General features: G+C 69.8%; 24 protein-coding genes and 1 tRNA gene. 16 read left to right on the plus strand and 9 right to left on the minus strand.

Annotated features, from left to right (window positions below; all coding sequences use genetic code 11):
- Positions 1-86: 86 nt before the first annotated feature.
- Both Q8W67_RS15755 and ruvB read right to left on the minus strand, forming a co-directional pair.
- The gene (locus Q8W67_RS15755; protein ID WP_305547136.1) at positions 87-812 is read right to left on the minus strand and encodes a DUF4142 domain-containing protein; all 726 of its coding nucleotides are present in this window, start codon (positions 810-812) and stop codon (positions 87-89) included.
- A 382-nt stretch (positions 813-1,194) separates the two neighbouring features.
- Positions 1,195-2,253: a Holliday junction branch migration DNA helicase RuvB gene (gene ruvB / locus Q8W67_RS15760; RefSeq protein ID WP_305547138.1), complete on the minus strand. Its 1,059-nt coding sequence runs from the start codon at positions 2,251-2,253 to the stop codon at positions 1,195-1,197.
- A 361-nt stretch (positions 2,254-2,614) separates the two neighbouring features.
- On the opposite strand from ruvB, the gene Q8W67_RS15765 reads away from it, so the two are divergent.
- Both Q8W67_RS15765 and Q8W67_RS15770 read left to right on the plus strand, forming a co-directional pair.
- The gene (locus tag Q8W67_RS15765) at positions 2,615-2,854 is read left to right on the plus strand and encodes a hypothetical protein (RefSeq protein ID WP_305547140.1); all 240 of its coding nucleotides are present in this window, start codon (positions 2,615-2,617) and stop codon (positions 2,852-2,854) included.
- A gap of 131 nt (positions 2,855-2,985) precedes the next feature.
- Entirely contained in the window at positions 2,986-3,351 is a 366-nt protein-coding gene (locus Q8W67_RS15770; protein WP_305547142.1) for a hypothetical protein, read from the plus strand.
- Here the strand turns inward: Q8W67_RS15770 and Q8W67_RS15775 are convergent.
- Positions 3,323-3,592: a hypothetical protein gene (locus Q8W67_RS15775; RefSeq protein ID WP_305547144.1), complete on the minus strand. Its 270-nt coding sequence runs from the start codon at positions 3,590-3,592 to the stop codon at positions 3,323-3,325. The genes Q8W67_RS15770 and Q8W67_RS15775 overlap by 29 nt on opposite strands.
- Positions 3,593-3,668: 76 nt before the next feature.
- Between Q8W67_RS15775 and Q8W67_RS15780 the strand changes: the two genes are divergently transcribed.
- Together Q8W67_RS15780 and Q8W67_RS15785 are read left to right on the plus strand one after the other, a co-directional pair.
- Positions 3,669-4,565, plus strand: a complete 897-nt coding sequence (locus Q8W67_RS15780; RefSeq protein WP_305547145.1) for a diguanylate cyclase — start codon at positions 3,669-3,671, stop codon at positions 4,563-4,565.
- A gap of 216 nt (positions 4,566-4,781) precedes the next feature.
- Positions 4,782-5,465, plus strand: coding sequence for a response regulator transcription factor (locus Q8W67_RS15785; RefSeq protein ID WP_305547146.1), 684 nt, complete (start codon positions 4,782-4,784; stop codon positions 5,463-5,465).
- Positions 5,466-5,502: 37 nt separating this feature from the next.
- On the opposite strand, the gene Q8W67_RS15790 is transcribed toward Q8W67_RS15785, so the two are convergent.
- Positions 5,503-6,792 (minus strand): DNA topoisomerase IB, encoded by a 1,290-nt coding sequence (locus tag Q8W67_RS15790; protein ID WP_305547148.1) that lies wholly within the window; start codon positions 6,790-6,792, stop codon positions 5,503-5,505.
- Between the two features lie 136 nt (positions 6,793-6,928).
- Between Q8W67_RS15790 and Q8W67_RS15795 the strand changes: the two genes are divergently transcribed.
- The 4 genes from Q8W67_RS15795 to Q8W67_RS15810 all read left to right on the plus strand — a co-directional run bounded on the left by Q8W67_RS15795 (position 6,929) and on the right by Q8W67_RS15810 (position 10,200).
- Positions 6,929-8,092, plus strand: coding sequence for a glycosyltransferase family 4 protein (locus Q8W67_RS15795; protein WP_305547150.1), 1,164 nt, complete (start codon positions 6,929-6,931; stop codon positions 8,090-8,092).
- Between the two features lie 2 nt (positions 8,093-8,094).
- Positions 8,095-8,754 (plus strand): methyltransferase, encoded by a 660-nt coding sequence (locus Q8W67_RS15800; protein WP_305547152.1) that lies wholly within the window; start codon positions 8,095-8,097, stop codon positions 8,752-8,754.
- A 200-nt stretch (positions 8,755-8,954) separates the two neighbouring features.
- The gene (locus tag Q8W67_RS15805; RefSeq protein WP_305547154.1) at positions 8,955-9,521 is read left to right on the plus strand and encodes an NAD(P)H-dependent oxidoreductase; all 567 of its coding nucleotides are present in this window, start codon (positions 8,955-8,957) and stop codon (positions 9,519-9,521) included.
- Positions 9,522-9,588: 67 nt separating this feature from the next.
- Positions 9,589-10,200 carry a cytochrome b gene (locus tag Q8W67_RS15810; RefSeq protein WP_305547156.1) on the plus strand — a complete coding sequence of 204 codons (612 nt, stop codon included), beginning with the start codon at positions 9,589-9,591 and terminating at the stop codon, positions 10,198-10,200.
- A gap of 1 nt (position 10,201) precedes the next feature.
- Here Q8W67_RS15810 and Q8W67_RS15815 read toward each other — a convergent pair whose 3' ends face one another.
- Both Q8W67_RS15815 and Q8W67_RS15820 read right to left on the minus strand, forming a co-directional pair.
- A complete protein-coding gene (locus Q8W67_RS15815) occupies positions 10,202-11,044 on the minus strand; it encodes an AprI/Inh family metalloprotease inhibitor (RefSeq protein WP_305547158.1) in 843 nt (280 codons plus the stop codon).
- Positions 11,041-12,006 carry a 2-hydroxyacid dehydrogenase gene (locus tag Q8W67_RS15820; RefSeq protein ID WP_305547160.1) on the minus strand — a complete coding sequence of 322 codons (966 nt, stop codon included), beginning with the start codon at positions 12,004-12,006 and terminating at the stop codon, positions 11,041-11,043. The genes Q8W67_RS15815 and Q8W67_RS15820 overlap by 4 nt, the downstream gene beginning before the upstream one ends.
- Positions 12,007-12,248: 242 nt before the next feature.
- Here Q8W67_RS15820 and leuC point away from each other — a divergent pair, with 242 nt between their 5' ends.
- The 3 genes from leuC (at position 12,249) to Q8W67_RS26870 (ending at position 14,215) form a co-directional block, all read left to right on the plus strand.
- Positions 12,249-13,661, plus strand: coding sequence for a 3-isopropylmalate dehydratase large subunit (gene leuC, locus Q8W67_RS15825; protein ID WP_305547162.1), 1,413 nt, complete (start codon positions 12,249-12,251; stop codon positions 13,659-13,661).
- A gap of 67 nt (positions 13,662-13,728) precedes the next feature.
- Positions 13,729-13,813 (plus strand) — tRNA-Leu (locus Q8W67_RS15830).
- Positions 13,814-13,972: 159 nt separating this feature from the next.
- On the plus strand, positions 13,973-14,215 hold the full coding sequence (locus tag Q8W67_RS26870; RefSeq protein WP_370693890.1) for a hypothetical protein: 243 nt from the start codon (positions 13,973-13,975) through the stop codon (positions 14,213-14,215).
- Between the two features lie 110 nt (positions 14,216-14,325).
- On the opposite strand, the gene Q8W67_RS15840 is transcribed toward Q8W67_RS26870, so the two are convergent.
- The gene (locus Q8W67_RS15840; protein WP_305547164.1) at positions 14,326-14,580 is read right to left on the minus strand and encodes a hypothetical protein; all 255 of its coding nucleotides are present in this window, start codon (positions 14,578-14,580) and stop codon (positions 14,326-14,328) included.
- A gap of 134 nt (positions 14,581-14,714) precedes the next feature.
- Positions 14,715-14,918, minus strand: coding sequence for a hypothetical protein (locus tag Q8W67_RS15845; RefSeq protein ID WP_305547166.1), 204 nt, complete (start codon positions 14,916-14,918; stop codon positions 14,715-14,717).
- 293 nt (positions 14,919-15,211) lie between these two features.
- On the opposite strand from Q8W67_RS15845, the gene Q8W67_RS15850 reads away from it, so the two are divergent.
- On the plus strand, positions 15,212-15,427 hold the full coding sequence (locus Q8W67_RS15850; RefSeq protein ID WP_305547168.1) for a hypothetical protein: 216 nt from the start codon (positions 15,212-15,214) through the stop codon (positions 15,425-15,427).
- A 265-nt stretch (positions 15,428-15,692) separates the two neighbouring features.
- Positions 15,693-15,860 carry a hypothetical protein gene (locus Q8W67_RS15855; RefSeq protein WP_305547170.1) on the plus strand — a complete coding sequence of 56 codons (168 nt, stop codon included), beginning with the start codon at positions 15,693-15,695 and terminating at the stop codon, positions 15,858-15,860.
- Between the two features lie 285 nt (positions 15,861-16,145).
- Here Q8W67_RS15855 and murI read toward each other — a convergent pair whose 3' ends face one another.
- Entirely contained in the window at positions 16,146-17,021 is an 876-nt protein-coding gene (murI, locus tag Q8W67_RS15860) for a glutamate racemase (protein ID WP_305547173.1), read from the minus strand.
- Positions 17,022-17,287: 266 nt separating this feature from the next.
- Between murI and egtB the strand changes: the two genes are divergently transcribed.
- The 3 genes from egtB (at position 17,288) to Q8W67_RS15875 (ending at position 20,752) form a co-directional block, all read left to right on the plus strand.
- A complete protein-coding gene (egtB, locus tag Q8W67_RS15865) occupies positions 17,288-18,556 on the plus strand; it encodes an ergothioneine biosynthesis protein EgtB (protein WP_305547175.1) in 1,269 nt (422 codons plus the stop codon).
- A 19-nt stretch (positions 18,557-18,575) separates the two neighbouring features.
- Positions 18,576-19,550 (plus strand): L-histidine N(alpha)-methyltransferase, encoded by a 975-nt coding sequence (gene egtD / locus Q8W67_RS15870; RefSeq protein ID WP_305547177.1) that lies wholly within the window; start codon positions 18,576-18,578, stop codon positions 19,548-19,550.
- Between the two features lie 125 nt (positions 19,551-19,675).
- Positions 19,676-20,752, plus strand: coding sequence for an adenylate/guanylate cyclase domain-containing protein (locus tag Q8W67_RS15875; RefSeq protein ID WP_305547179.1), 1,077 nt, complete (start codon positions 19,676-19,678; stop codon positions 20,750-20,752).
- Positions 20,753-20,757 lie beyond the last annotated feature (5 nt).

The raw sequence follows: 20,757 nt of genomic DNA on the forward strand, positions 1-20,757 counted from the left end.
TTTAGCGGGGCGCAACGAGCGCACGCAATATGACGAGGGCCACCCCGGGGGGCAGCCCTCGCAGGTCTCAAATCCGCGCTGTCGGATCAGCCGCCGATGCGGGCGGCCAGGCTCGCCGAGTGGGCGTGCTCGTCGGCGATGTAGGGCAGCGCCTCGCTGGCGAACCGGCGGCCCTGCGCGTTGTCGCCCGCCTTCGCGTAGGCGTCGTAGAGCGACAGGGTCCGGGCGTCGGACCGGGCCTGCTGGTCGATGTAGGTGCGGTCGAAGGCGCGGCCGTTCGGGGCCGACTGGAGCTGCGCCAAGCGGGCCTGACCGCGTTCGCCGAGGGCCACACGGCGACCCGGCTCAGCGGGGCTGTTGTCGACGATGCCGACCGCGCCGAGGGCGCCGCCGACGATGCTGGTGCCGATGTTGGCGGCGACGGTCACGGGGGCGAGCACGAGACCGACCGGGTTGCTCAGATCGGTCCGGATGCCCTGGTTATCGGACACCACCGATCCGTTGCGCGACAGCGAGGTGTTCGGCGGCAGCAGCGCGTCGGTGGTCGCCTTGCGCTCGACCAGGACGCGGTTGGCGTAGTTGCGGACATGCGGGTTGCGCGAACGCTGCAGGGCGATGCGGCTCGCCTCGATGCTGGCGGCGTCCGAACGCAGCGCCTCGGCACGGAACGCGGGGGTCTCGGTCGCGGCGGCGCCGACATCCTGCTGGTTCGCGAAGGGCAGCACGCGGATCGGGAGCGCGTCCTGCGCGAGCGCCGGCGTCGAGAGCGCGGCAGCGGAGAGGCCGAGGACGGCGAGCGTGATTGTCTTCATGACGGAAGATTATCCCTAATGTTCTTATGATGGCTTGAATGATGGCCTGAAGATCTGGCCCGATCCGAGGGGCATCGCCTCGGTTTCGACCGTCTTGCCGGCGCCACGCAGTCTTGGCGCGGTCGCAACCACAACTGCCGCGATTACGCGCTGTTCCCGAACCGAGATCGCTTTTGCGTGATCAGATCAGCGACCGCCGATCCGCATAAGCTTGGCTATATTATCGCGGCCGGCTTCCAAAAGCGGACTGATCACAGGCGCTTGCCGCTTTTGCACCGCACAACCGAATCCGCTCCGCGTTTCGATGCGCCCGCGTCAGCCCATGAGTTGAGGGAGGCTCTGCCCTGCTTCATCGGCATGGATGCCGCCGCCGCCATTCGCTTCAGGCGTCGTCGCCGCCGTCGAACAGGCCGGATTGCGCCCTCGTGTCTCGCTTCGGCTCCGCGAAACCCATATGCCGAAAGGCGTGCTTGGTCAGGACGCGGCCGCGGGGCGTGCGCTGCACGAAGCCGCGCTGGATCAGGTAGGGCTCGATGATGTCCTCGATCGCGTCGCGCGGCTCGGAGAGCGCCGCTCCGATCGTCTCGATGCCGACGGGGCCGCCGCCGAACGAGGTTGCGATCAGCGTGAGGTACTTGCGGTCCATCACGTCCAGCCCGACCGAATCCACGTCGAGAAGCTTCAGCGCCCGGTCGGCGATGGCGCGCGTCACCGTTTCGGCCTCCGCCACCACGGCGAAGTCGCGCACCCGGCGCAGCAGCCGCCCGGCGATGCGCGGCGTCCCGCGGGCGCGCCGGGCGATCTCGTTGGCGCCTTCCGCCGACATGCCGAGCCCGAGCACGCGCGCACCGCGGGCGACGATCTTCTCCAGCTCGTCGATCTCGTAGAACTCGAGGCGGATCGGGATGCCGAACCGGTCGCGCAATGGCGTCGTGAGAAGGCCCGCCCGGGTGGTCGCCCCGACCAGCGTGAACTTCGGCAGCTCGATCTTGACCGAGCGTGCCGCCGGTCCCTCGCCGATGATCAGGTCGAGCTGGTAATCCTCCATGGCGGGGTAGAGGATTTCTTCCACGGCCGGGTTGAGGCGGTGAATCTCGTCGATGAAGAGCACATCGCGCTCTTCGAGGTTGGTCAGCTGCGCCGCGAGGTCGCCGGCCTTGGCGATGACCGGGCCCGAGGTCGAGCGGAAGTTGACCCCGAGTTCGCGCGCCACGATCTGAGCCAGCGTGGTCTTCCCGAGGCCCGGGGGGCCGACGAACAGCACGTGGTCGAGCGCCTGGCCGGTCTTCCTTGCGGCCTCGATGAAGATCTGCATGTTGGCGCGCGCCGCCTTCTGCCCGATGAACTCGGACAGGCTGAGCGGGCGGATGGTCTGATCCACGTCCTCGGCGCGCTTCTCCGGCGTCAGGAGCGCGTTCGTCAGGGGCTTCGGCTTGCTCATGGACCCTTGGCTCGGACCCTCGCTCGTGGACCGGTCCTCGCAGCCCCGACCGAGGGGCCTCGGGAGCCGTCGCGTCCGGGCCGCTCCTCCTAACCTGCGGATGCCGCGAAGTCTAAGAGCCTCTCACAAAGCGCCCGCTGCGCCGTCGCGATCAGTGGAAGGGCTCCCGCTGATCGAGCGCTTTGTGAGGAGCTCCAAGCGCGTCGTGCGGCCCGTTCCGCGGCTCGCCGGGCCGGCGTTCCGTTCGACGGCGGGGGCTCTCGGAGGCTGCCGTTCCGTCACGGCCCATGAAACCGAAGCGGCGCGCCGCGCATTCACGTGTCGAATCCGCAGACTCGGCCGCAGAGCGCTGTCCCAGACCATGATGATCCGATCGACCGCCACCGGTGCAGCCAGCGCCATTCTCCTCCTCGCCAGCCTCGTCGCTGCCGAGGCCGCGCCCTCCCAGGCCGAGACCAAGGTCGCCGAGGCCACGCAGCCCCAGGTCCATCCGGTCGCCGCGGTGGACCGGGACGACGACGCCACCTGCAGCCGGATGCGCCGCCGCCTGTGGATCGAGGGCGAGGGCTGGGTGGTGCGGCGGATCACGACCTGCCGCTGAATCTGCCGGCGTCCCCGGAAGGGCCCATACGCAGTCTGCGCGGCTGGAGACCGGGAACGACGGGTGCTCCGGTCCGTTTCCCAGCGTCGTTTCCGACGCGTTCCCTTCCGATGAGCCTCGGAGCCGGCCCCATGGCGTCCCGGAAAGCCCTCACGCTCCTCACCCTGCTGGTCGCCGCGCCGGCCTCGGCGCAGGGCGTGTATCCCTATGCCCCGGCTCATGGCGGCTATGCCGTCGACTTCGTCCGCGGCACCTATATCGGCGCACCCCTGACGCGTGTCCCGCGTCCGAGCGAGATTGTGCCGTCACCCTGGAGCTACGGGACCTACGGCATTCCGACAGTCTCCGGCATCGCGTCCGCCCCGGCGGCACAGCCGACCATCACGGTCATCAACGCGACGGCCCCGAAGGCGCGCGGCCGCCGTGGCGACGGCGCGACGGATGAGGGCCACGCAGCCGGCGCCCGGGTCATCGCGGTCCAGGTTCCCCGCCGCTGAGCGCGGCGTAGCACGCCGCGTAGGGCGTATTGCAGACCAGACGGCGGTTGAAATCTGGGGCGTCATCGCTCCACCAAGCCGGGCCGCGCTCGCCGAGGGCCGTCTTTGCCGCGTCGACCGCAGCGCGGGCCGAAGCCAGGGCCGCGCCGCGGTCGGGCGGCGGGTCGGGTTCGGCGCGCCGCCACAAGCGACCTCGGATAACGATATTGCGCAAGTCGGGCGCGGTTTTCACCCCGCTCATGCTTGAGGCCGGATCCAGCGTTGGGCTGAAGTTAAGTCTTCCGCCCTAAGACCGGATATCGGGTCCGGAATACGCCATGCAGATCGTCATCGTCGATTCGAGCCGCGTCGTGCTCCAGATCATCACCTCGCTGATCGCGCCGCGGGGGCACCACGTGCATGCCTTCACGGATTCGGCCGAGGCGCTGCAATTCATAACCACCACTCCCTCAGTCCGCGTGCTGATCACCAGCCTTGAGGTGCGGCCGCTCTGCGGGCTCGAACTCTGCTGGTCCGCGCGCCTGCTCGCCGACGAACGCGGCCCCCTGTATGTCATCACCATGTCGTCCGCGCGCAATGTGCGCAGCCTGGCCGAAGCCCTCGACAGCGGCGCCGACGACTTCATCGAGAAGCCGCCGAGCGCCGAAGAGTTGAATGCGCGCTTGCGCGCGGCCGAGCGCCTGATCACGATGCAGGAGGAGCTGAGACGCCTCGCCGAGACCGATCCGCTCACCGGTTCCTACAACCGGCGCGCTTTCTTCAAACGGGCGCGCATCGCCGCAGAACAGTTCGGGCGGCCGGGCGGCATCTCGGCGATCCTCGCCGACATCGACCATTTCAAGCGGATCAACGACCAGCACGGGCACGATGTCGGCGACGTCGCCATCAAGGCCGTCGCCGATCTGCTCGCAGGAGAAGGTGTCGCCGGGCGCCTCGGCGGCGAGGAATTCGGCATCGTCCTCCCGGGCTGCAGCCTCGCCGAGGCCAGCACGCGGGCCGAGCACCTTCGGGAGCGCGTCCAGGCGCTGCGCATCCGTGGCAGCAAGAGTGCGGTCAGCCTGAGTTGCAGCTTCGGGGTCAGCACCTGGATCGACGCCGACAGCGTCGACGCCCTGCTCAAGCGGGCCGACATCGCGCTCTATGCCGCCAAGACCGGCGGCCGCAACCGCGTCGTCCCGTATGAGAGCGAGGCGCCCCGGGCTGTCGCAGGCTGAGACGGCCCGTCTGGTCCAAGTTGGCACGGGCGGCTTGCATATGGTTACCGGCCCCGTCCCGCGGTGGCACACTGGTTGCCTGAACAATGATGCAAAGCGACAGAATCGGCCAATATAAACCTTAATATTCAGGCAGAAATGCTGGAATAGATTTTGGAACTGAGCACCCGATCCCGGTGGGTTTGTATCAAGCCGGGAGACGAAAGGTGCGAGGTCATGAGTACGGCCGTTGGCGTTCTGATCCTGGATGAACCGCAGGACTTGAGTGCGACAGTTCGCGCCACTCTGGAGCATATGCCGGAGTTCCAGACGATCAGCGAAGAGGATCTGGACCAGGCGAATGCGGGGACAGCAGTCGCCCTCGTCTTCCTCGACGAGATCCGGCTCGCGGACGGGATCGCGCGCATCGTCGGGCTGAAGGAGCGGCAGCCGGGCCTGCGCACCCTCGTGGCCTTCGGTGCGCTCACCGCCGACGATCTTCGCGCGCTCCTGGCCGCGGGCGCGGATGCCTTCGTGGCGCGCTCGAAGTCGCCGCGGGAACTCTGCGCCGCCCTGCTCGCCCTGGCGGAGGGTTCGGATTGCCTCGTGCCCCCGGAACAGGCAGTCGCGATGCCGTCGGAACAGGGCGACGGCCTCGGGCTCACGCCGCGCGAGGCGGAGGTCCTCCGCTTCCTCAGTTCCGGCTTCAGCAACAAAGAGGTCGCCCGCCGTCTGGCCTTGAGCGTGCGGACGGTGGAGACCCACCGCCTGAACCTGCGCCGCAAGACGCAGACCGGGCGGTTGAAGGATCTGGTCTCCCTCGCCCGCCAGCTGGGGCTCGCGCCGGTGGTGGACAGCGAGCAGGTCCGCCGCGGCGACGGCCGGTCCGGCTCGGGGAACGACAACCAGTCCCGGCACTGACCGGAGCGCCGGATGATCCCGACCCGGGCTTCACACCTCAGCCGGCGCCGGCCTGCGCGCCGGCGGGGGCCCGCGCACGTCCCGACGACCGCTTCCGCTTGGCTGCCGACTTGGCTGCTGACTTGGCTCCCGACGTCACCGACGGTTCGGCCGCCGAACCGGTCTTCGGCTTGGCCAGGGTCTTCCCCGCGCTCCGCTTGCGTCCCTCGGCCGCCACGGGCTTGACCCGCTTGCCGGCCCGGGCGTCATCTTCGGCCGCGGCCAGACGGGCCTGGAGCAGCCCGAGAACCGCCGCCTCCTCCGGCCGGAGACGGGAGAGATCCGCGCTCAGCTCCGACTCGACCGCATCCTTCACCTGCAGCAGGAGGGCTCCCTCCAGGTAGCAGTCGAGGATCTGCGGGTGGATGTAGCACTTGCGGCAGATCGTCGGCGTGTTGCCGAGGCGGCCTGCGACGCTCTCGATCGCCGCCCGGACGTTGCGCTTGGCGCATGCCTCGCTGTCGAAGCTCTCGAACTCGTGCAGGGCAAGCGCGGCCAGCACCGTCCCGGCCCAGGTGCGAAAATCCTTGGCGGTGAAGTCCTCGCCGGTGATCGCCCGGAGATACGCGTTCACGTCCGACGAGGTGACGTCGCGCCGCGTGCCGTCCGCGTCGAGGTACTGGAACAGCTCCTGCCCGGGCAGGTCCTGGCACGCCTTCACGATCCGGGCGACGCGCCGGTCCTTGAGCGATACGTCCCAGGTCTTGCCGCTCTTGCCCTTGAACCGGAACGACAGGGCAGCGCCCTCGATACGGACATGCGGGTCGCGCAGGGTGGTCAGACCGTAGCTCTTGTTGGTGCGGGCATAATCGTCGTTGCCGACGCGGATCAGTGTGGTCTCGAGCAGGTGGACCACGGTCGCCAGGACCTTGTCGCGGCACAGGCCCGGGCGCTTCATATCGGCATCGACCCGGCGGCGGATGCCCGGCAGGGCGTCCGCGAAGGCCATGATGCGCGAGAACTTGTCGGCCTCGCGGGCCTGCCGGAACCCTGGGTGATAACGGTATTGCTTCCGGCCCTTGGCGTCCCGGCCGGTGGCCTGGATATGCCCGTTGCGGCGCGGGCAGATCCAGACGTCGGTGTAGGCCGGCGGGATCGCCAGAGCGCGGATGCGGGCCAGCGTCGCCGCGTCCCGCAGCGGGGCGCCCTTCGCGTCGAGGTATCGGAACCCCGTACCGCTGCGCTTGCGCCCGAGGCCGGGCCGGCTGTCGTCGACATAGACGAGTCCGGCTTCCTCGGCCGCCGCACGCAGGCCTGCGCCGCTCTGGACCGTCTCGAAATCCGCCATGGCCTGCCCCTCCCATGAACGCCGCCGGGGGCTGCGCCCGGCGGAAAGGCCCTCCTCAAACGGCGATGCGCGACCGCCGTTCCGGTGCTGCGCATCCGCCGCAGGACGATCCGGCGCGCCGTGCTAGAGGAAGCCGATGGAGTCCCCATCCGCCCGCGAAAACCTGCCCACACCGATGCGAAGCCTCGTCTTCGTGGTGACCGAGGATTGGTTCTTCGCCTCGCATTTCCTGCCCATGGCGCGGGCCGCGCTCGCCATGGGGCTCTCGGTCACCGTCGTCACCCGGGTGCGGGCGCACCGCGCGGCCATCGAGGCGACGGGCGCGCGCGTCGTCGCGCTGGAGGCGGAGCGGGCGAGCCTCAACCCGATGGCGGCGGGCTACGCCGCCGGGCAGCTGGCGGCGATCCTGAAGGCGCTCCGGGCCGACATCGTCCACTGCATCGCGCTGCGCGGCATCCTGGTGGGCGGAACCGCGGCCGCGATGGCCGGCATCCCGGCGCGGGTCTACGCGCTCACAGGCCTCGGTCTCATGGGCGCCCGCAGCGATCGGGTCGGGCGCGCGGCGCGCTTGGCCCTGCGGGCGCTGATCCGGGGCCCGCTGGCTTCCGCCCGCACCCGGTTCCTGTTCGAGAATCCGGACGACGCGCTGGCGCTCGGCCTCGATCCGTCCGAGCGCAGCGTCACCGTGGTCGGGGGTGCCGGCGTCGACCTCGACGCGTTCGCGCCGCGGCCACTGCCGGCGATGCCGCCGCTGCGGGTGGCAATCGTGGCGCGCATGCTCTGGTCGAAGGGCGTCGACGTGGCGGTGGAAGCCGTGCGCCTCGCCCGTTCCCGGGGAGCCCCCGTGGAACTCTCGCTGTACGGGGCGCCGGATCCGTCGAACCGGCGCGCGATCGCCGAGTCGACGCTGCGGAACTGGAGCCACGACGGCGTCGCCTGGCACGGGCCGACCGAAGACGTGGCCGCCGTGTGGGCCGGCCACCACGTCGCATGCCTGCCGTCCCGGGGCGGGGAGGGACTGCCGCGGACGCTGCTGGAGGCCGGCGGCTGCGGCCGGGCGCTCGTCACCACCGATGTCCCGGGCTGCCGCAGCCTCGTGCGCGACGGCGTCGAAGGCCTGCTCGTGCCGCCCGGCGACGCCCCGGCCCTGGCCAACGCCCTCGTGCGCCTGAGCGGCGATCCGGCACTGGTGGCGGCCCTCGGCGCGGCGGCCCGGGCGCGGATCGAGTCCGGTGGCTTCACCGAAGCTGCGGTGACCGACAGGGTCTGCGCCGTATGGCGCGATCTGCTGGAGGCCTGACCATGCGCGCTCCGGACGATCCGGCCGGCTTCATCGAGGCCAATACGCGGCTGCTGCCGGTTCCCCACGTCCCCGAGATCCGTCTTCACGTCGCCGAGGAGGCGACCGAGCTCTGGCAGCGGACCGAGGCGGAGTTGCAGGAGATCGGGCTGCCCCCGCCGTTCTGGGCCTTCGCCTGGGCCGGCGGTCAGGCGCTCGCCCGCTACGTCCTCGACAATCCCGGGATCGTCGATGGCCGCCGGGTGGTGGATTTCGCCTCCGGCTCCGGACTGGTGGCAATTGCCGCGGCCCGCGCCGGAGCGGACCATGTGGTCGCCAGCGACCTCGACCCGTTCGCCGTCGCGGCGATCCGGCTGAATGCAGCAGCCAACGGGGTCCGCGAGCGCATCGAGCCCGTCTCCACCGACCTCCTGGGTACCTCGCCCGAGGCCAGCTTGGTATTCGCGGCGGATGTCTTCTACGAGCGCGACCTCGCCCAGGCGGTGACCGGCTGGCTCTCCGACCTGCAAGCGCGGGGCGTCACCGTACTGATCGGCGACCCGGGCCGCGCCTACCTGCCGCGCGAGCGTCTCGAATGCCTGGCGACCTATGCGGTACCGGTCTCGCGCGCCCTCGAGGATGCCGAGATCAAGCGGAGCCACGTCTGGCGGTTGCGCGGCTGAGGCGATGGCGCGGCCGCCGCGCGCCAAATCGATGCGGTCGCGACCTTCGCGGGCTTCGAGGCTTCATCCACGGCCGGAATGCGTTACCTTGGGATCGGTCCGAGATTGGCTCGAGCGCCCCTCGCGCCGGGACGAGGCCGATACAGGTTCGTCCGTGTCCCGCGGAGGGGCGCACAGCGGCATAAGGGTTGTCAGTGAGCGTGAAGCCGAGCCTTCCCCGCGTCGTCGCCTTCTCCGGGAGCGCCAAGCGGCCTTCCCGGACCCGCGACCTCGTGGAGGCGGTCGGCGCCGAGCTTGGGCGACTGCGCCGCATCGACCTCAAGGTCTACGACCTGATCGATGCCGGGCCGGGCCTCGGCGCGACGCGGCGCGAGGACCTGTCCCTGCCGGCGGCGCGACTGATCGAGGCCATCGAGGGGGCGGACGCCCTGATCGTCGGGACGCCGGTCTACCAGGGAGGCTATGCCGGCCTCTTCAAGCACGTGTTCGATTTCGTCGATCCGGCGCGGATGTCGGGCATCCCGGTTGCGCTCACGGCCACGGGCGGCGGCCTGCGCCACGCCCTCGTGGTCGAGCACGGCCTGCGGCCGCTGTTCGGCTTCTTTGCGGCCCATGTGGCGCCGACATCAGTCTATGCCGGCCCCGAGGACATGGCCGACGGGCGCGTCATCGACGAGACCGTGGCCGTCCGGCTCGCTGCCGCCGCCGCCGAGCTGGCGGCCCTGCTCGACGTCGCGCGGGCGATCGATGCCGGCGCGGCCGCCTGAGGCAAGAATCCCCGAGACCGCGGCCGGCCCTAGATCCGGAGCGGACCACGCCAACCCGCGAGGGATCATGTCAGGTTCTCCGATCACGGCCGGCCGGGCGCCCGCGCCGCTCCCCGCCACCTACGTCACGGCCTCCGGCCTGCCGCGCTACCATCCGGTCGCGCAGGCGCTTCACTGGTTCACCGCCGCCCTGGCGCTGGCGGTGCTGCCGCTCGCCTGGGTGGCGATGAGCCTGCCGCCGGCGCCGGCCAAGGGCAGCCTGTTCGTGCTGCACAAGTCGGTCGGGCTGACGATCCTGGCGATCGTCGTCCTGCGGATCGTGTGGCGCATGATCCGGCCGGCGCCCCCGGACCCTCAGGCGCCGCGGCTCCTGACGCTGATCGGCCGCGTGAACCACTGGCTGCTCTACGCGATCTTCCTGATCATGCCGGTCAGCGGCTACCTGCTGAGCGCGCTGTCCGGACGGGACACCCCGTATTTCTGGCTGTTCACGATCCCCGGCCTGACCAAGGACGAAGGGGCGCAGAAGATCGCCGAGTCGATCCATCTCGTCGGGCAATGGTTCGTCTACGCCCTGGTGCTGCTGCACATTGCCGGGACGATCTGGCACCTCGTCATCCGACGGGACGGCCTGCTGGAGCGCATGCTGCCGGTCCAGGACGGACGCGGGACCCGGTAGGTCAGTCGACGCGGCGCAGAACGAAGGTGGTGCCGACCTCCGGGTCGCGCCGCCAGCGTCCGTCGCCGCTCGGAACCAGGTCGATGGTGTGGCCGCGCTTGGCGGTCAGCGTCATGCGCCCGTTCGCGTAGCGCCAGCGGACCGGATCGAACACCTCCAGGCCGCCGTCGTGGCAGCCGGGCACCACGTGAACACCGTCGCCGGCCCCCTCCAGGCTGATGCGGCAGGTATCCCGCTCCTGGAAACGGTCGAGGGCGTACACCCCCGGCACAGGTCCCGCGGCCGCGGTCGATGCGCGTTGCAGCTCCGCCGGCACGGCCGGCGCCGTCTGCAATGGGGCCGTAGGGGGGCGGGTCTCGATCCCGGCGATATCGGGCGTGGCGGCGGCGGGCGGCCGCATCGCCACGATGTCGAGGGGCACGAAGCTGTAGTGCTCGCCGCCCTCGGACGTCGCCATGAGGCTGCGCTGGTCCGGCCGGCGGATGAAGTCGAGGATCGGACGGACGTTGCGGTCGACGAGGCGCACGGCCCCGTCGACGAAGAGCCACCCGGCGACCCCGCTCACGATCGGGAGGGCGCGCCGGCAGCCGGCCGGGAAATTCACACGCCGGCCGGCATCGCCGTTCGCCAGCTGCAGAGTCATCACGCAGCGGCGGTTGGTGCCGTCACGGGACAGGTCCCAGGATCCGGGGGCCTCCCCTAGCTTCTCGGGCAGGCTCGGCGGGGCCGGGGGCGCCGCGAGGGTCTCCGGGGCCGGGACACTGGGCTCGGTCGCTTCTTGCGCTGCGGCCGGCCACGGAATCAGGGCCAAAGCGGCAAGCAGCGCGGCCTGTGCGGATTTCACGCGTGCGGGCTCCAGGGTGTCTCGGCAACGGGGGTCAGCGGGCCGCGGCCTTCGAACCAGGACACGACATTGTCGACCACGAGTTGGGCCATCGCCGCGCGGGTGTGCTCGGAGGCGGAGCCGACATGCGGCAGCAGCACGGTGTTGTCGAGGGCGGCGAGGTCGGCCGGCACGTGCGGCTCGTTCTCGAACACGTCGAGCCCGGCGCCCAGGATCGTACCCGTCCGCAGTGCGGCGATCAGCGCGGCCTCGTCGACGAGGCTGCCGCGGGCGACGTTGACGAGGATCCCCTCGGGGCCCAGCGCCTGCAGGACCGGGGCATCCACCAAGCTTTTGGTGCCGGCGCCGCCGGGTGCGACCACGATCAGGATGTGGACTGCCCGGGCCAGGCCGATCAGGCTGTCGTGGTAGGCGTAGGGAACATCCGCCTGCGGGCGGCGGCCGTGATAGTCGATCTCGACGCCGAAGCTTTCGAGCCGACGGGCGATCGCCCGCCCGATCCGGCCGAGCCCGAGGATGCCGACCCGGCGCTCGCGCAGCGAAGCCGTGAGCGGGAACGGGGCCTTGGGCCAATGGCCTGCGCGCAGGTAGCGGTCGGCCTGCGGGAGCCGCCGCAGCGTCGCCAGCACCAGGCCGACGGCGAGGTCGGCGACCTCGTCGGTGAGCACGTCCGGGGTGTTGGTGACGACGATGCCCCGCCGGTGCGCCTCGACGGCATCGACGGCGTCGTAGCCGACCCCGAAATTGGCGATGATCTCCAGATTCGGCAGGCGGTCCATGAGGGCTGCGTCGACCTGGCCGCCGACGCAGAGGCCGCGGATCCGCGCGCCGATCTCGGTGAGCCTCGCCTCCGGGTCGGCGGCCTCCGCGAGCCGGTGCACGGTGAAGCGGCCCGCGAAGGCTGCCTCGATCAGCGGATGCATCGTCCGCAGGAACAGGATCTCGGGCGGCGCTTCGGGCATCTCACACTCCCCTATCCGGCCGGCCGCCGATGCGGCGACCGAGCGCGGATCCTGGCATAGGGCCTGCGCCCGGTGATGCACCACAGGGCCCGGCCGCCCAGCCGTGACATCCGGGATCCAGCGCCGAGCGGCCTGTCGCTCGGGGCAGGGCTCGCCCCTTCCGAAAACCGCGCGCGATGCCTACTAAGGACAGCGCATAACCGCGAGAGCTTTGCACCGACTCCATCCGAAGACGAAAACCGATGACCAGCCCGCGCACCCTCTACGACAAGATCTGGGACGACCACGTCGTCGATGTCCAGCCGGACGGCACCAGCCTCCTCTACATCGACCGTCATCTCGTTCACGAAGTGACGAGCCCGCAGGCGTTCGAGGGACTCCGCGTGGCCGGCCGCAAGGTTCGGCACCCCGAGAAGACGCTGGCGGTGGTCGACCACAACGTCCAGACCTCCGACCGCTCGAAGGGCATCGAGGATCCCGAGAGCCGGACCCAGCTCGAGGCGCTGGCCGAGAACGTGCGCGATTTCGGCATCGAGTTCTACGACGCCCTCGACCGGCGCCAGGGCATCGTCCACATCATCGGCCCGGAGCAGGGCTTCACGCTCCCCGGCCAGACGATCGTGTGCGGTGATTCGCACACCTCGACGCATGGCGCCTTCGGGGCGCTTGCCCACGGCATCGGCACCTCGGAGGTCGAGCATGTGCTCGCCACCCAGACGCTGCTGCAGAAGAAGGCCAAGAACATGCGCGTCACGGTGGACGGCACGTTGCCGGCCGGCGTGACCGCCAAGGACATCATCCTGGCGATCATCGGCGAGATCGGCACCGCAGGCGGCACCGGCCACGTGATCGAGTACGCCGGCGAGGCGATCCGCGCCCTCTCGATGGAGGGGCGGATGACGATCTGCAACATGTCGATCGAGGGTGGCGCCCGTGCCGGGATGGTCGCGCCCGACGCCACCACATACGCCTACGTCAAGGACCGCCCGAAGGCCCCCAAGGGCGCGGCCTTCGACAAGGCGCGGGCCTACTGGGAGAGCCTGCTCACCGACGAGGGCGCGCAATTCGACCGCGAGGTGCGCCTCGACGCCGCGAGCCTGCCGCCGATCGTCAGCTGGGGCACGAGCCCCGAGGACGTGATCTCGGTACGCGGCCGTGTGCCGGACCCGGCCGCGATCGCCGACGAGAACAAGCGGCAGTCGAAAGAGAAGGCGCTGGCCTACATGGGCCTGACCCCGGGCACGCCGATCACCGACATCACCCTGGACCGAGTGTTCATCGGCTCCTGCACCAATGGCCGGATCGAGGATCTGCGGGTCGTGGCCAAGATGGTCGAGGGCCGCAAGGTCCATGAGAGCGTCTCGGCCATGGTGGTGCCGGGCTCCGGACTCGTGAAGGCGCAGGCCGAGGCCGAGGGCATCGACCGGGTGCTGAAGGCGGCGGGCTTCGACTGGCGCGAGCCGGGCTGCTCCATGTGCCTCGGCATGAACGCCGACCGGCTCAACCCGCTGGAGCGGTGCGCTTCCACGTCGAACCGGAATTTCGAGGGCCGTCAGGGCCATCGCGGACGCACGCATCTGGTCTCGCCGGCGATGGCTGCGGCCGCTGCAGTGGCCGGCCGCTTCGTCGACATCCGGGATTGGCCGCAGGGCTGAAATCCCGATTGACGGGCCACGTCGGTCCGCATAAACGGGGCCGTCGCCGGCTGAAGGCCGGTGGCGAGCCCAGGTGGCGGAATTGGTAGACGCGCTGGTTTCAGGTACCAGTCTTGCAAGAGGTGAAGGTTCGAGTCCTTTCCTGGGCACCATCAGCCGCCTAAAGCGCTGATCCGCAACAAAGCAATTCCCTTGGTTTGATCGTTCGGATGGTTGCATCCGTTCGAGTCCGGCACCGAGATCGTCGACGCGAAGGACGGCAGCAGCGCGGCGCTGGGTCCTCGCCGGGCGCATCCACGGCGGCGCCGACCATGCTGCAGGGCCTCGAGAAGGTCGTCGCAGCGCAGGCATGGCAGGGGAAGATCCGGCAGGCGGTCCGAGCTACGGCACCGCATTCAGATCCCGATCGGGTCGCCCCGGAATGGGCCTACATGGTGCGGCGATTGCAGCCGTTCGTGCCGCTGCGGATCGACCGGGGCCGTGCTCAAGCCTGTCCCGACAAGCAGCGTCGTGCCGCACATCAGCAGGACGGCCGTTCCGGCTGCCGCCTATGACCTCGCACTCTGAGCCGGATCGCCCCGACTCCCACGCGGTCGCGTGAAGGTCGGGGCCAGGGCCCACAGCGCACTCCGGCATCGCTGCCCCGCGCGACAGGCGGCGTCCCCTACCGAGCTGCGCTGGCGGCGTGGAGCCAGCCGAAATCGACTGGGTAGCCAAGGCCGTGAAGCATCTTGACCCGCTTCCACGAGGCCGAACGGGCAGAGGCCTCGTCCTGGCCGGCCTCGACCTCCGCGGCTTCCATGTCCTGAAGTTCACGGGTCAGTTCCTCGCGGAGGCCGGCCGCCTTCATGGCGCCGAGCGCAGCCGTGAACGCCCGCTCGGTAATTTTCACCTGGTCGCAAATCTGACGCACGCTCATCAGTCCTGAGCCCTCTGATATTGCAGATGGACTGCCGCTTCGCAGTCTCCAGACTCCTATCATCCCAGGATGCCCCATGGACGTACGTCTTTGGGTCAGACGGGTTTCGTATCCACCGGGATAAAGCCGCCGGCTCACTTCAGCGACAGCGAACCGAGGCGACGCGTCGCACGACGCCACCGCCGCTTCCGTCCGAATATCCTGCGCGGGTCGGCGAGCCGCGTTTCGAGGTCATCCTTGTGGATGATCCCGGGCTGTACGGTGGCGGCGATCGCGACCAGTGCGGCCGAGCCGACCAGCGCGACCATTGCTGCACCCCAGAACAAACTCTCGAACATTTGGTACTTCCGGCAGGCGTCAGTCTCCAATAGACTCGAAGTCTGATTGAAATTGCGGCCAAAGCTAGACCGTGCAGCATATTTTGCACGCTATTCAGTATCGGCCGGCGCCGCGCGTTGAAGGTCGCGCCGCCTCGACAGCTGTTCAACGCTCCGTTCCGGACGCCGAATACCGGTCCGCGGCGCGAAGGCGAATCGCCCTATGGCGGTGTGCCCGGACGTCCTTGCGCTGGATCAAGGCGCATGGCGCCGTTCGCAGGAAGATTCGTCCGCGCCGCAACAGGGGCCGAGCGATGCGAACCTATATCGTCACCTTCTACAAGACCGTTTCCGACGATACCGGCCATGATCACCATGTCCTGCAGCGGCAGGTCGCAGTCCGCGCCCAATCGGACGTGTCCGCCGAGTGGCAGGCGAAGGCGATGCTCTGCGAGCACGCGCGGGTCATCGACTGGCGGCTGCGGGCGGACACCTGCGAGGTCGCCGCGGCTCCGCATCTCGCAGCGTGAGGCCCCGATCCTGAGCCCCGATCCGGCCGGGCCGGTAGATGAGCCGGGCCGGAACTTGGCAGACAGGATCGGGCGCGTCGGTCCCGGCAGGCAGGCTGGGCGATTTACGAAGCATTCATACTTCCGGTGTCCCCTGGCACTCGATCGTGAGCGATCCCCGGCCCGACCGCATCGGGCTGGCGGCTCCAGCCTTTGGGATCGTGATCCTTTCGACGAGCGGCCCTCCACTTCGTCGAGAGGCAGCCGGGACGGGGATACGCAAGCCATGCCGAGCAGGACCGACAAGGAGCCTAACGAACCGATCCTGGAGTTGTGGCGAATCCTGGCGTTGGCACTGATCGTCGCCGCCGGGATGCTGTTCGTCCACCTGATCGTTCCCGCCGAGGCCGAAGCCTCCAACCAACCGTCGGGCGCAGCCGCGACGGTTCGGTAGCCGGCAGGATCCGCGGGGCCGAGGCCACAGGGCCGCCGGAGCCCAGGACACCATACCGGCGGCGTCAAACCGATCAGCCAGCCGACGGCCCGGGCGGCGCGGCCGCATTCGGCTGGGCGCCGCAGATCAGGACAGCCACCCGCGGAAGCGCGTAATCCGAAATCAGTAAGTTACTTCGGCGCGCCCAGTCGCAGGCCGCAACTATAGAAATCACAAGCAGTCAAGGTCGACATCGCGCGTTCGCCGCGGAGGCCCGCTGGACGCGGACCGGCCAAGGCGCGACACCTACTGCATCGGCAGCGGCAACGCCTCGACGGCGATCTCGCCGATCCCGCGAGCCGCGAGCGAGGCGCGCAGCGGCGCGGTCAGGCAGGTCCCGGCCGTGAAGGCGCCGTGCACGCTCGCGTCCCGGGCCGCATCACGCGGGGCCCCGCCGATCAACTGCACCACCCGCCGCGCGATGGCCGGGGCCGGGTCGATCCAAGCCACCGGCCAGGGCGCGAGGGCCTCGAGGCGCGGCAGCAGCAGGGGATAATGGGTGCAGGCGAGGCAGACCACGTCGGTGCGCCGCCCGTCCGGCTCCGCCACGAAGCAGGGAGCGATCTCGGCGGCCAGGGTGGCGTCGTCCACGGGCGTACCGGCCAGTTCGGCTTCGGCGAAGCCCGCGAGGTTCGGCGAGCCCACCAGGGTGACCGCGCAGGACCCCGCATAGGTCGCGATCAGGTTGTGGGTGTACGAGCGCGCCACCGTGCCGGGGGTGGCGAGCAGGGAGACGAGCCCCGAACGTGTTGCCTCGGCGGCTGGCTTGATCGGCGGCACCACGCCGACGAACGGGGTGGCGAAGCGCTGGCGCAGAGCCGGCAGCACGAGGGTCGAGGCGGTGTTGCAGGCGATCACGACCAGATCGGGCCGGTGCGTCGCGACGAGCTGCTCCATCACGGTCAGGACCCGGGCGACGAGGGTCGCCTCGCCGAGCCGCCCGTACGGGAAAGCGGCGTCGTCGCCGGCATATATGTAGCGGGCATCGGGGCGGGCGCGGCGCACAGCGTCGAGGACGGTGAGACCGCCCAGGCCGGAATCGAAGACCAGGATCGTCGGCTCCGGCGCGCCCCTGAACGCCGCAGGGGCCAGGCTGGCCCCGGCCATCAGATCGATCCGCATGGAAACCCTGGACTCCGCGATGAGCGTCTCGAATCTCGGTGCCGAGAGTTAAGGCCGTGTCACTGCGGCAAGAGAAAGACCCGCGATCCCCAACCGATCTTGTTAACGGTCGTCACCCGACACGCGAACGGGCCGACCGGGGACATGAGGGAGGCGGAATCTCCTGCGGAGGTTGTCTGACCCCGACGGGGACTTATCTTCCTCGCCCGGGCCCGGCGCCGATGAGACGGTTCCAGGACGGGCTCGAAAAGAGGAAGGATCCGCGCATGGCAGCGACGGCGGCACTCCGCTCAGGCGACGCGCGCGCGCAGGCGGCGCCGGCCTTCCCGCCGCCGCCCGTGACAGCCCGGCCGATCGACCGCGCGGCCTGGATCGGCGCCTACCGCCATGTCCGGTGCGAGACCGAGCGACGCGCCGCGCCGCTCTCTCCGGAGGACCAGCAGGTCCAGTCGATGGCCGATGCCAGCCCGACCAAGTGGCATCGCGCGCACGTGACCTGGTTCTTCGAGCAGTTCCTGCTCCGCGAGCATCTGCCGGGCTACGCCATCTACGACGAGCGCCTGCACTACCTGTTCAATTCTTACTACGTCGCGGCCGGCCCGCGTCAGCCGCGCATCCAGCGGGGCATGATCACCCGTCCGACCATGGCGGAGGTGACGGCCTACCGGGCCCATGTCGACCGGGCCGTGGAAGCGCTTCTGGGCGAGGCGTCCGACAGCGCACTGGACGGCCTCCTGCCGATCCTCGAGATCGGCCTGTATCACGAACAGCAGCATCAGGAGCTCCTGCTCACCGATATCCTGCACGCCTTCGCGCAGAACCCGCTGAACCCGGTCTATGACTCCGATTGGCGCTTCCCCGGAGCCTCGGCGAAGGCAGGCCGCGCCGCGCTTGCTCGCGGTGTCGCCTGGATCGGGCATACGGGCGACGGATTCTCGTTCGACAACGAGTCGCCCCGCCACGAGGCGCTGATCCTGCCCGGCCGGATCGACAAGGCCCTCGTTACGAACCGTCAATGGCTCGCCTTCATGGAGGATGGCGGGTACGCCAAGCCCGAGCTGTGGCTCTCGGACGGGTGGTATGCCGGCCAGGGCGAGGCCTGGGAGGCGCCCGGCTACTGGCGCCGGGACGGCGACGGCTGGGCGATGATGACCCTCGGCGGGCTGCGGCCGGTGGAGCTCGACGCCCCCGTGACCCATGTCAGCTACTACGAGGCCGACGCCTATGCCCGCTGGGCCGGCCGCGTCCTGCCGACGGAGTTCGAGTGGGAGGTCGCGGCCCGGGACGGTGCCCTGCCGGACGCGTTCGGGCTCGTCTGGCAATGGACCCGCAGCGCCTACGTGGCCTATCCGGGCTACCGGCCGCTCTCCGGGGCCCTCGGCGAGTACAACGGCAAGTTCATGGCCAACCAGTTCGTGCTGCGCGGCTCCTCCGTCGCCACCCCCGAGGGCCATGCAAGGCTGCCGTACCGCAACTTTTTCTATCCTCACCAGCGCTGGCAGTTCACCGGCCTGCGCTTGGCCGACGCCGCCTGACGCGCCCCGGAGCCCCCCTTTGACCGTCAAGCCCACCTTCCCCGACGCGACACCGGTCGCGCTGGAAACAGCCGAGCTGGCCTTTCTCGCCGACGTGCGGGACGGTCTCTCCCGTCCGCAGAAAGCGCTCTCGCCGAAATACTTCTACGATGCCGCAGGCTCGGCCCTGTTCGAAGCGATCACGCGGCTGCCGGAATACTATCCGACCCGCACGGAGATCGGCATCCTGGACAGGAGCGGGCCGGAAATGGCGGCACTTCTGCCGGCCAAGGCAGCCCTGGTCGAATTCGGCAGCGGCTCGACGGCCAAGCTCCGGAGATTGCTGCGGCACCTCGACAAGCTCGCGGCCTACGTCCCGGTGGACGTCTCCGGCGAGTTCTTGCGCGCGCAGGCCGAGACCCTGAGCGGCGACTTCCCGCATCTGCGGGTCGAGCCGGTGGTGGCCGACTTCACCCGCGACTTCGACCTGCCCGAAACCCTGAGCGGGATGCCGCGGGCCGGCTTCTTCCCCGGATCGACCATCGGCAATTTCGAGCCGGCGGAGGCCGAAGACCTGCTGCGGCGGTTCGGGCGGATCCTGGGGGTGGGCGCGCACATGATCGTGGGCGTCGACCTCGTGAAGGATGCGGCGACCCTGGAGAATGCCTACGACGACGCCCAGGGGGTGACGGCGGCCTTCAACCTCAATCTCCTGACGCGGATCAACCGGGAACTCGCCGGCCGGTTCGACCTCGACAGCTTCGCGCACAGGGCCGTGTTCAACGCGGATGCGTCGCGGATCGAGATGCATCTCGTCGCCCGGGACGCGCAGGCGGTGCGCGTGGGCTCCGATACCTTCGCGTTCGAGGCCGGCGAGACGATCCATACCGAGAGCAGCTACAAGTACACGGTCGAGACCTTCCGGGCGCTTGCGGAACGGGCCGGCTGGACGTGGCTCCAGGTCTGGACGGATCCGGAGGGGCTGTTCTCGGTCCACGCTCTCCGGCAGGATTAGGGCGCTTCCGATCGAAGCGGCTCCCGGTCCCGCGCAGCGATGCCGTCGCCTCGGAGGCTGATGAGCGAGGTCGAGCGATCTGGGCCTGCCGCCGTGGCCGTGGAGACGGGGTGAAGGACGCCCGGATGCGTTTCAGCCCGCGCTGGTTCTACCTCGTGGCGCCCGGTCTGGGCGCGCTGGCCGGCTTGCTCTACGGTTCGATCTTCGCGGTCGGCCCCCTGACGGGTTCGGCGATCCGCGGCGCGATCATCGGCGCGCCGATCCTGCTTTACGAGCGCAGGCTGCTGCTTCCGGCGATGCGCGAGCGCGTGCGCCAACTGGCGACCCCTTTGTTCCTGATCGCCACCGTGGCGATCTACGTGGGGATGATCATCGCGGGCAACGCGGCCGCCAGCACCGTGCTGAACCGACTGTTCCGCTTCATGTACAGCGAGCGGAACGCGATGCTGATGTCGCAATCCGGCCTGCTCTACGCCCTCGGCGCCTCGGCCGTCGCGGTGTTCGTGTTCCGGGTCCGGGACCTGATAGGACCGGGGGTCTTCGCCAACCTGCTGATCGGGCGCTATCACCGGCCGATCAGCGAGGAGCGCGTCTTCCTGTTCCTCGACGTGACCGGCTCGACGCGCTTCGCGGACCGTCACGGCGACCGCGCGGCCCAGGCCTATCTCGGGCAGGTGTTCAACGCGCTGGCGCTGCCGGTCTCACGCGCGCGGGGCTCGATCGACGACTATATCGGCGACATGGCCCTGGTCACCTGGACGATCGAGCGAGGCACCCGCGACGCGGCCTGCCTGCGCTGCGTCTTCGATTTCGCAGCGCGGCTCGCCGAGGATGCCGCCGCCTGGACGGAACGCTTTGGGCAGGTCCCGGAATTCCGCGCCGCCCTCCATTGCGGCTCGGTGGTCACGGCCGAGATCGGGCTGGAGCGTCACAAGATCGCGTATTTCGGCGATGTCGTGAACACGACCGCGCGTCTGGAGAGCCTGTCGAAGACCCTCGGCGTCCACGTCCTCGTATCGGCCGATCTCCTCGATCGCATCGGCCGGCTGCCGGACGATCTCGTGGCGGAGGGCCTGGGTCGCCACAGCCTGCGGGGCCGCGACGAGCCCCTGGCGGTCGCCGCGATCACGCAGCGGGCGGCCGCCCCCATGCCGACCTCGACAATCCTTTCGCGCGCGGCACAACCACCCGGTCTTCGCTGAGACCT

It is taken from the genome of Methylobacterium sp. NEAU K (assembly GCF_030700285.1).
Classification (GTDB): domain Bacteria; phylum Pseudomonadota; class Alphaproteobacteria; order Rhizobiales; family Beijerinckiaceae; genus Methylobacterium.

Bases quoted from the DNA above. Each gene is read 5' to 3' on its own strand.
- Q8W67_RS15755 (WP_305547136.1), bottom strand. From the start codon at position 812: ATGAAGACAATCACGCTCGCCGTCCTCGGCCTCTCCGCTGCCGCGCTC.
- ruvB (WP_305547138.1), bottom strand. From the start codon at position 2,253: ATGAGCAAGCCGAAGCCCCTGACGAACGCGCTCCTGACGCCGGAGAAG.
- Q8W67_RS15765 (WP_305547140.1), top strand. From the start codon at position 2,615: ATGATGATCCGATCGACCGCCACCGGTGCAGCCAGCGCCATTCTCCTC.
- Q8W67_RS15770 (WP_305547142.1), top strand. From the start codon at position 2,986: ATGGCGTCCCGGAAAGCCCTCACGCTCCTCACCCTGCTGGTCGCCGCG.
- Q8W67_RS15775 (WP_305547144.1), bottom strand. From the start codon at position 3,592: ATGAGCGGGGTGAAAACCGCGCCCGACTTGCGCAATATCGTTATCCGA.
- Q8W67_RS15780 (WP_305547145.1), top strand. From the start codon at position 3,669: ATGCAGATCGTCATCGTCGATTCGAGCCGCGTCGTGCTCCAGATCATC.
- Q8W67_RS15785 (WP_305547146.1), top strand. From the start codon at position 4,782: ATGAGTACGGCCGTTGGCGTTCTGATCCTGGATGAACCGCAGGACTTG.
- Q8W67_RS15790 (WP_305547148.1), bottom strand. From the start codon at position 6,792: ATGGCGGATTTCGAGACGGTCCAGAGCGGCGCAGGCCTGCGTGCGGCG.
- Q8W67_RS15795 (WP_305547150.1), top strand. From the start codon at position 6,929: ATGGAGTCCCCATCCGCCCGCGAAAACCTGCCCACACCGATGCGAAGC.
- Q8W67_RS15800 (WP_305547152.1), top strand. From the start codon at position 8,095: ATGCGCGCTCCGGACGATCCGGCCGGCTTCATCGAGGCCAATACGCGG.
- Q8W67_RS15810 (WP_305547156.1), top strand. From the start codon at position 9,589: ATGTCAGGTTCTCCGATCACGGCCGGCCGGGCGCCCGCGCCGCTCCCC.
- Q8W67_RS15820 (WP_305547160.1), bottom strand. From the start codon at position 12,006: ATGCCCGAAGCGCCGCCCGAGATCCTGTTCCTGCGGACGATGCATCCG.
- leuC (WP_305547162.1), top strand. From the start codon at position 12,249: ATGACCAGCCCGCGCACCCTCTACGACAAGATCTGGGACGACCACGTC.
- Q8W67_RS26870 (WP_370693890.1), top strand. From the start codon at position 13,973: ATGCTGCAGGGCCTCGAGAAGGTCGTCGCAGCGCAGGCATGGCAGGGG.
- Q8W67_RS15840 (WP_305547164.1), bottom strand. From the start codon at position 14,580: ATGAGCGTGCGTCAGATTTGCGACCAGGTGAAAATTACCGAGCGGGCG.
- Q8W67_RS15845 (WP_305547166.1), bottom strand. From the start codon at position 14,918: ATGTTCGAGAGTTTGTTCTGGGGTGCAGCAATGGTCGCGCTGGTCGGC.
- Q8W67_RS15850 (WP_305547168.1), top strand. From the start codon at position 15,212: ATGCGAACCTATATCGTCACCTTCTACAAGACCGTTTCCGACGATACC.
- Q8W67_RS15855 (WP_305547170.1), top strand. From the start codon at position 15,693: ATGCCGAGCAGGACCGACAAGGAGCCTAACGAACCGATCCTGGAGTTG.
- murI (WP_305547173.1), bottom strand. From the start codon at position 17,021: ATGCGGATCGATCTGATGGCCGGGGCCAGCCTGGCCCCTGCGGCGTTC.
- egtB (WP_305547175.1), top strand. From the start codon at position 17,288: ATGGCAGCGACGGCGGCACTCCGCTCAGGCGACGCGCGCGCGCAGGCG.
- Q8W67_RS15875 (WP_305547179.1), top strand. From the start codon at position 19,676: ATGCGTTTCAGCCCGCGCTGGTTCTACCTCGTGGCGCCCGGTCTGGGC.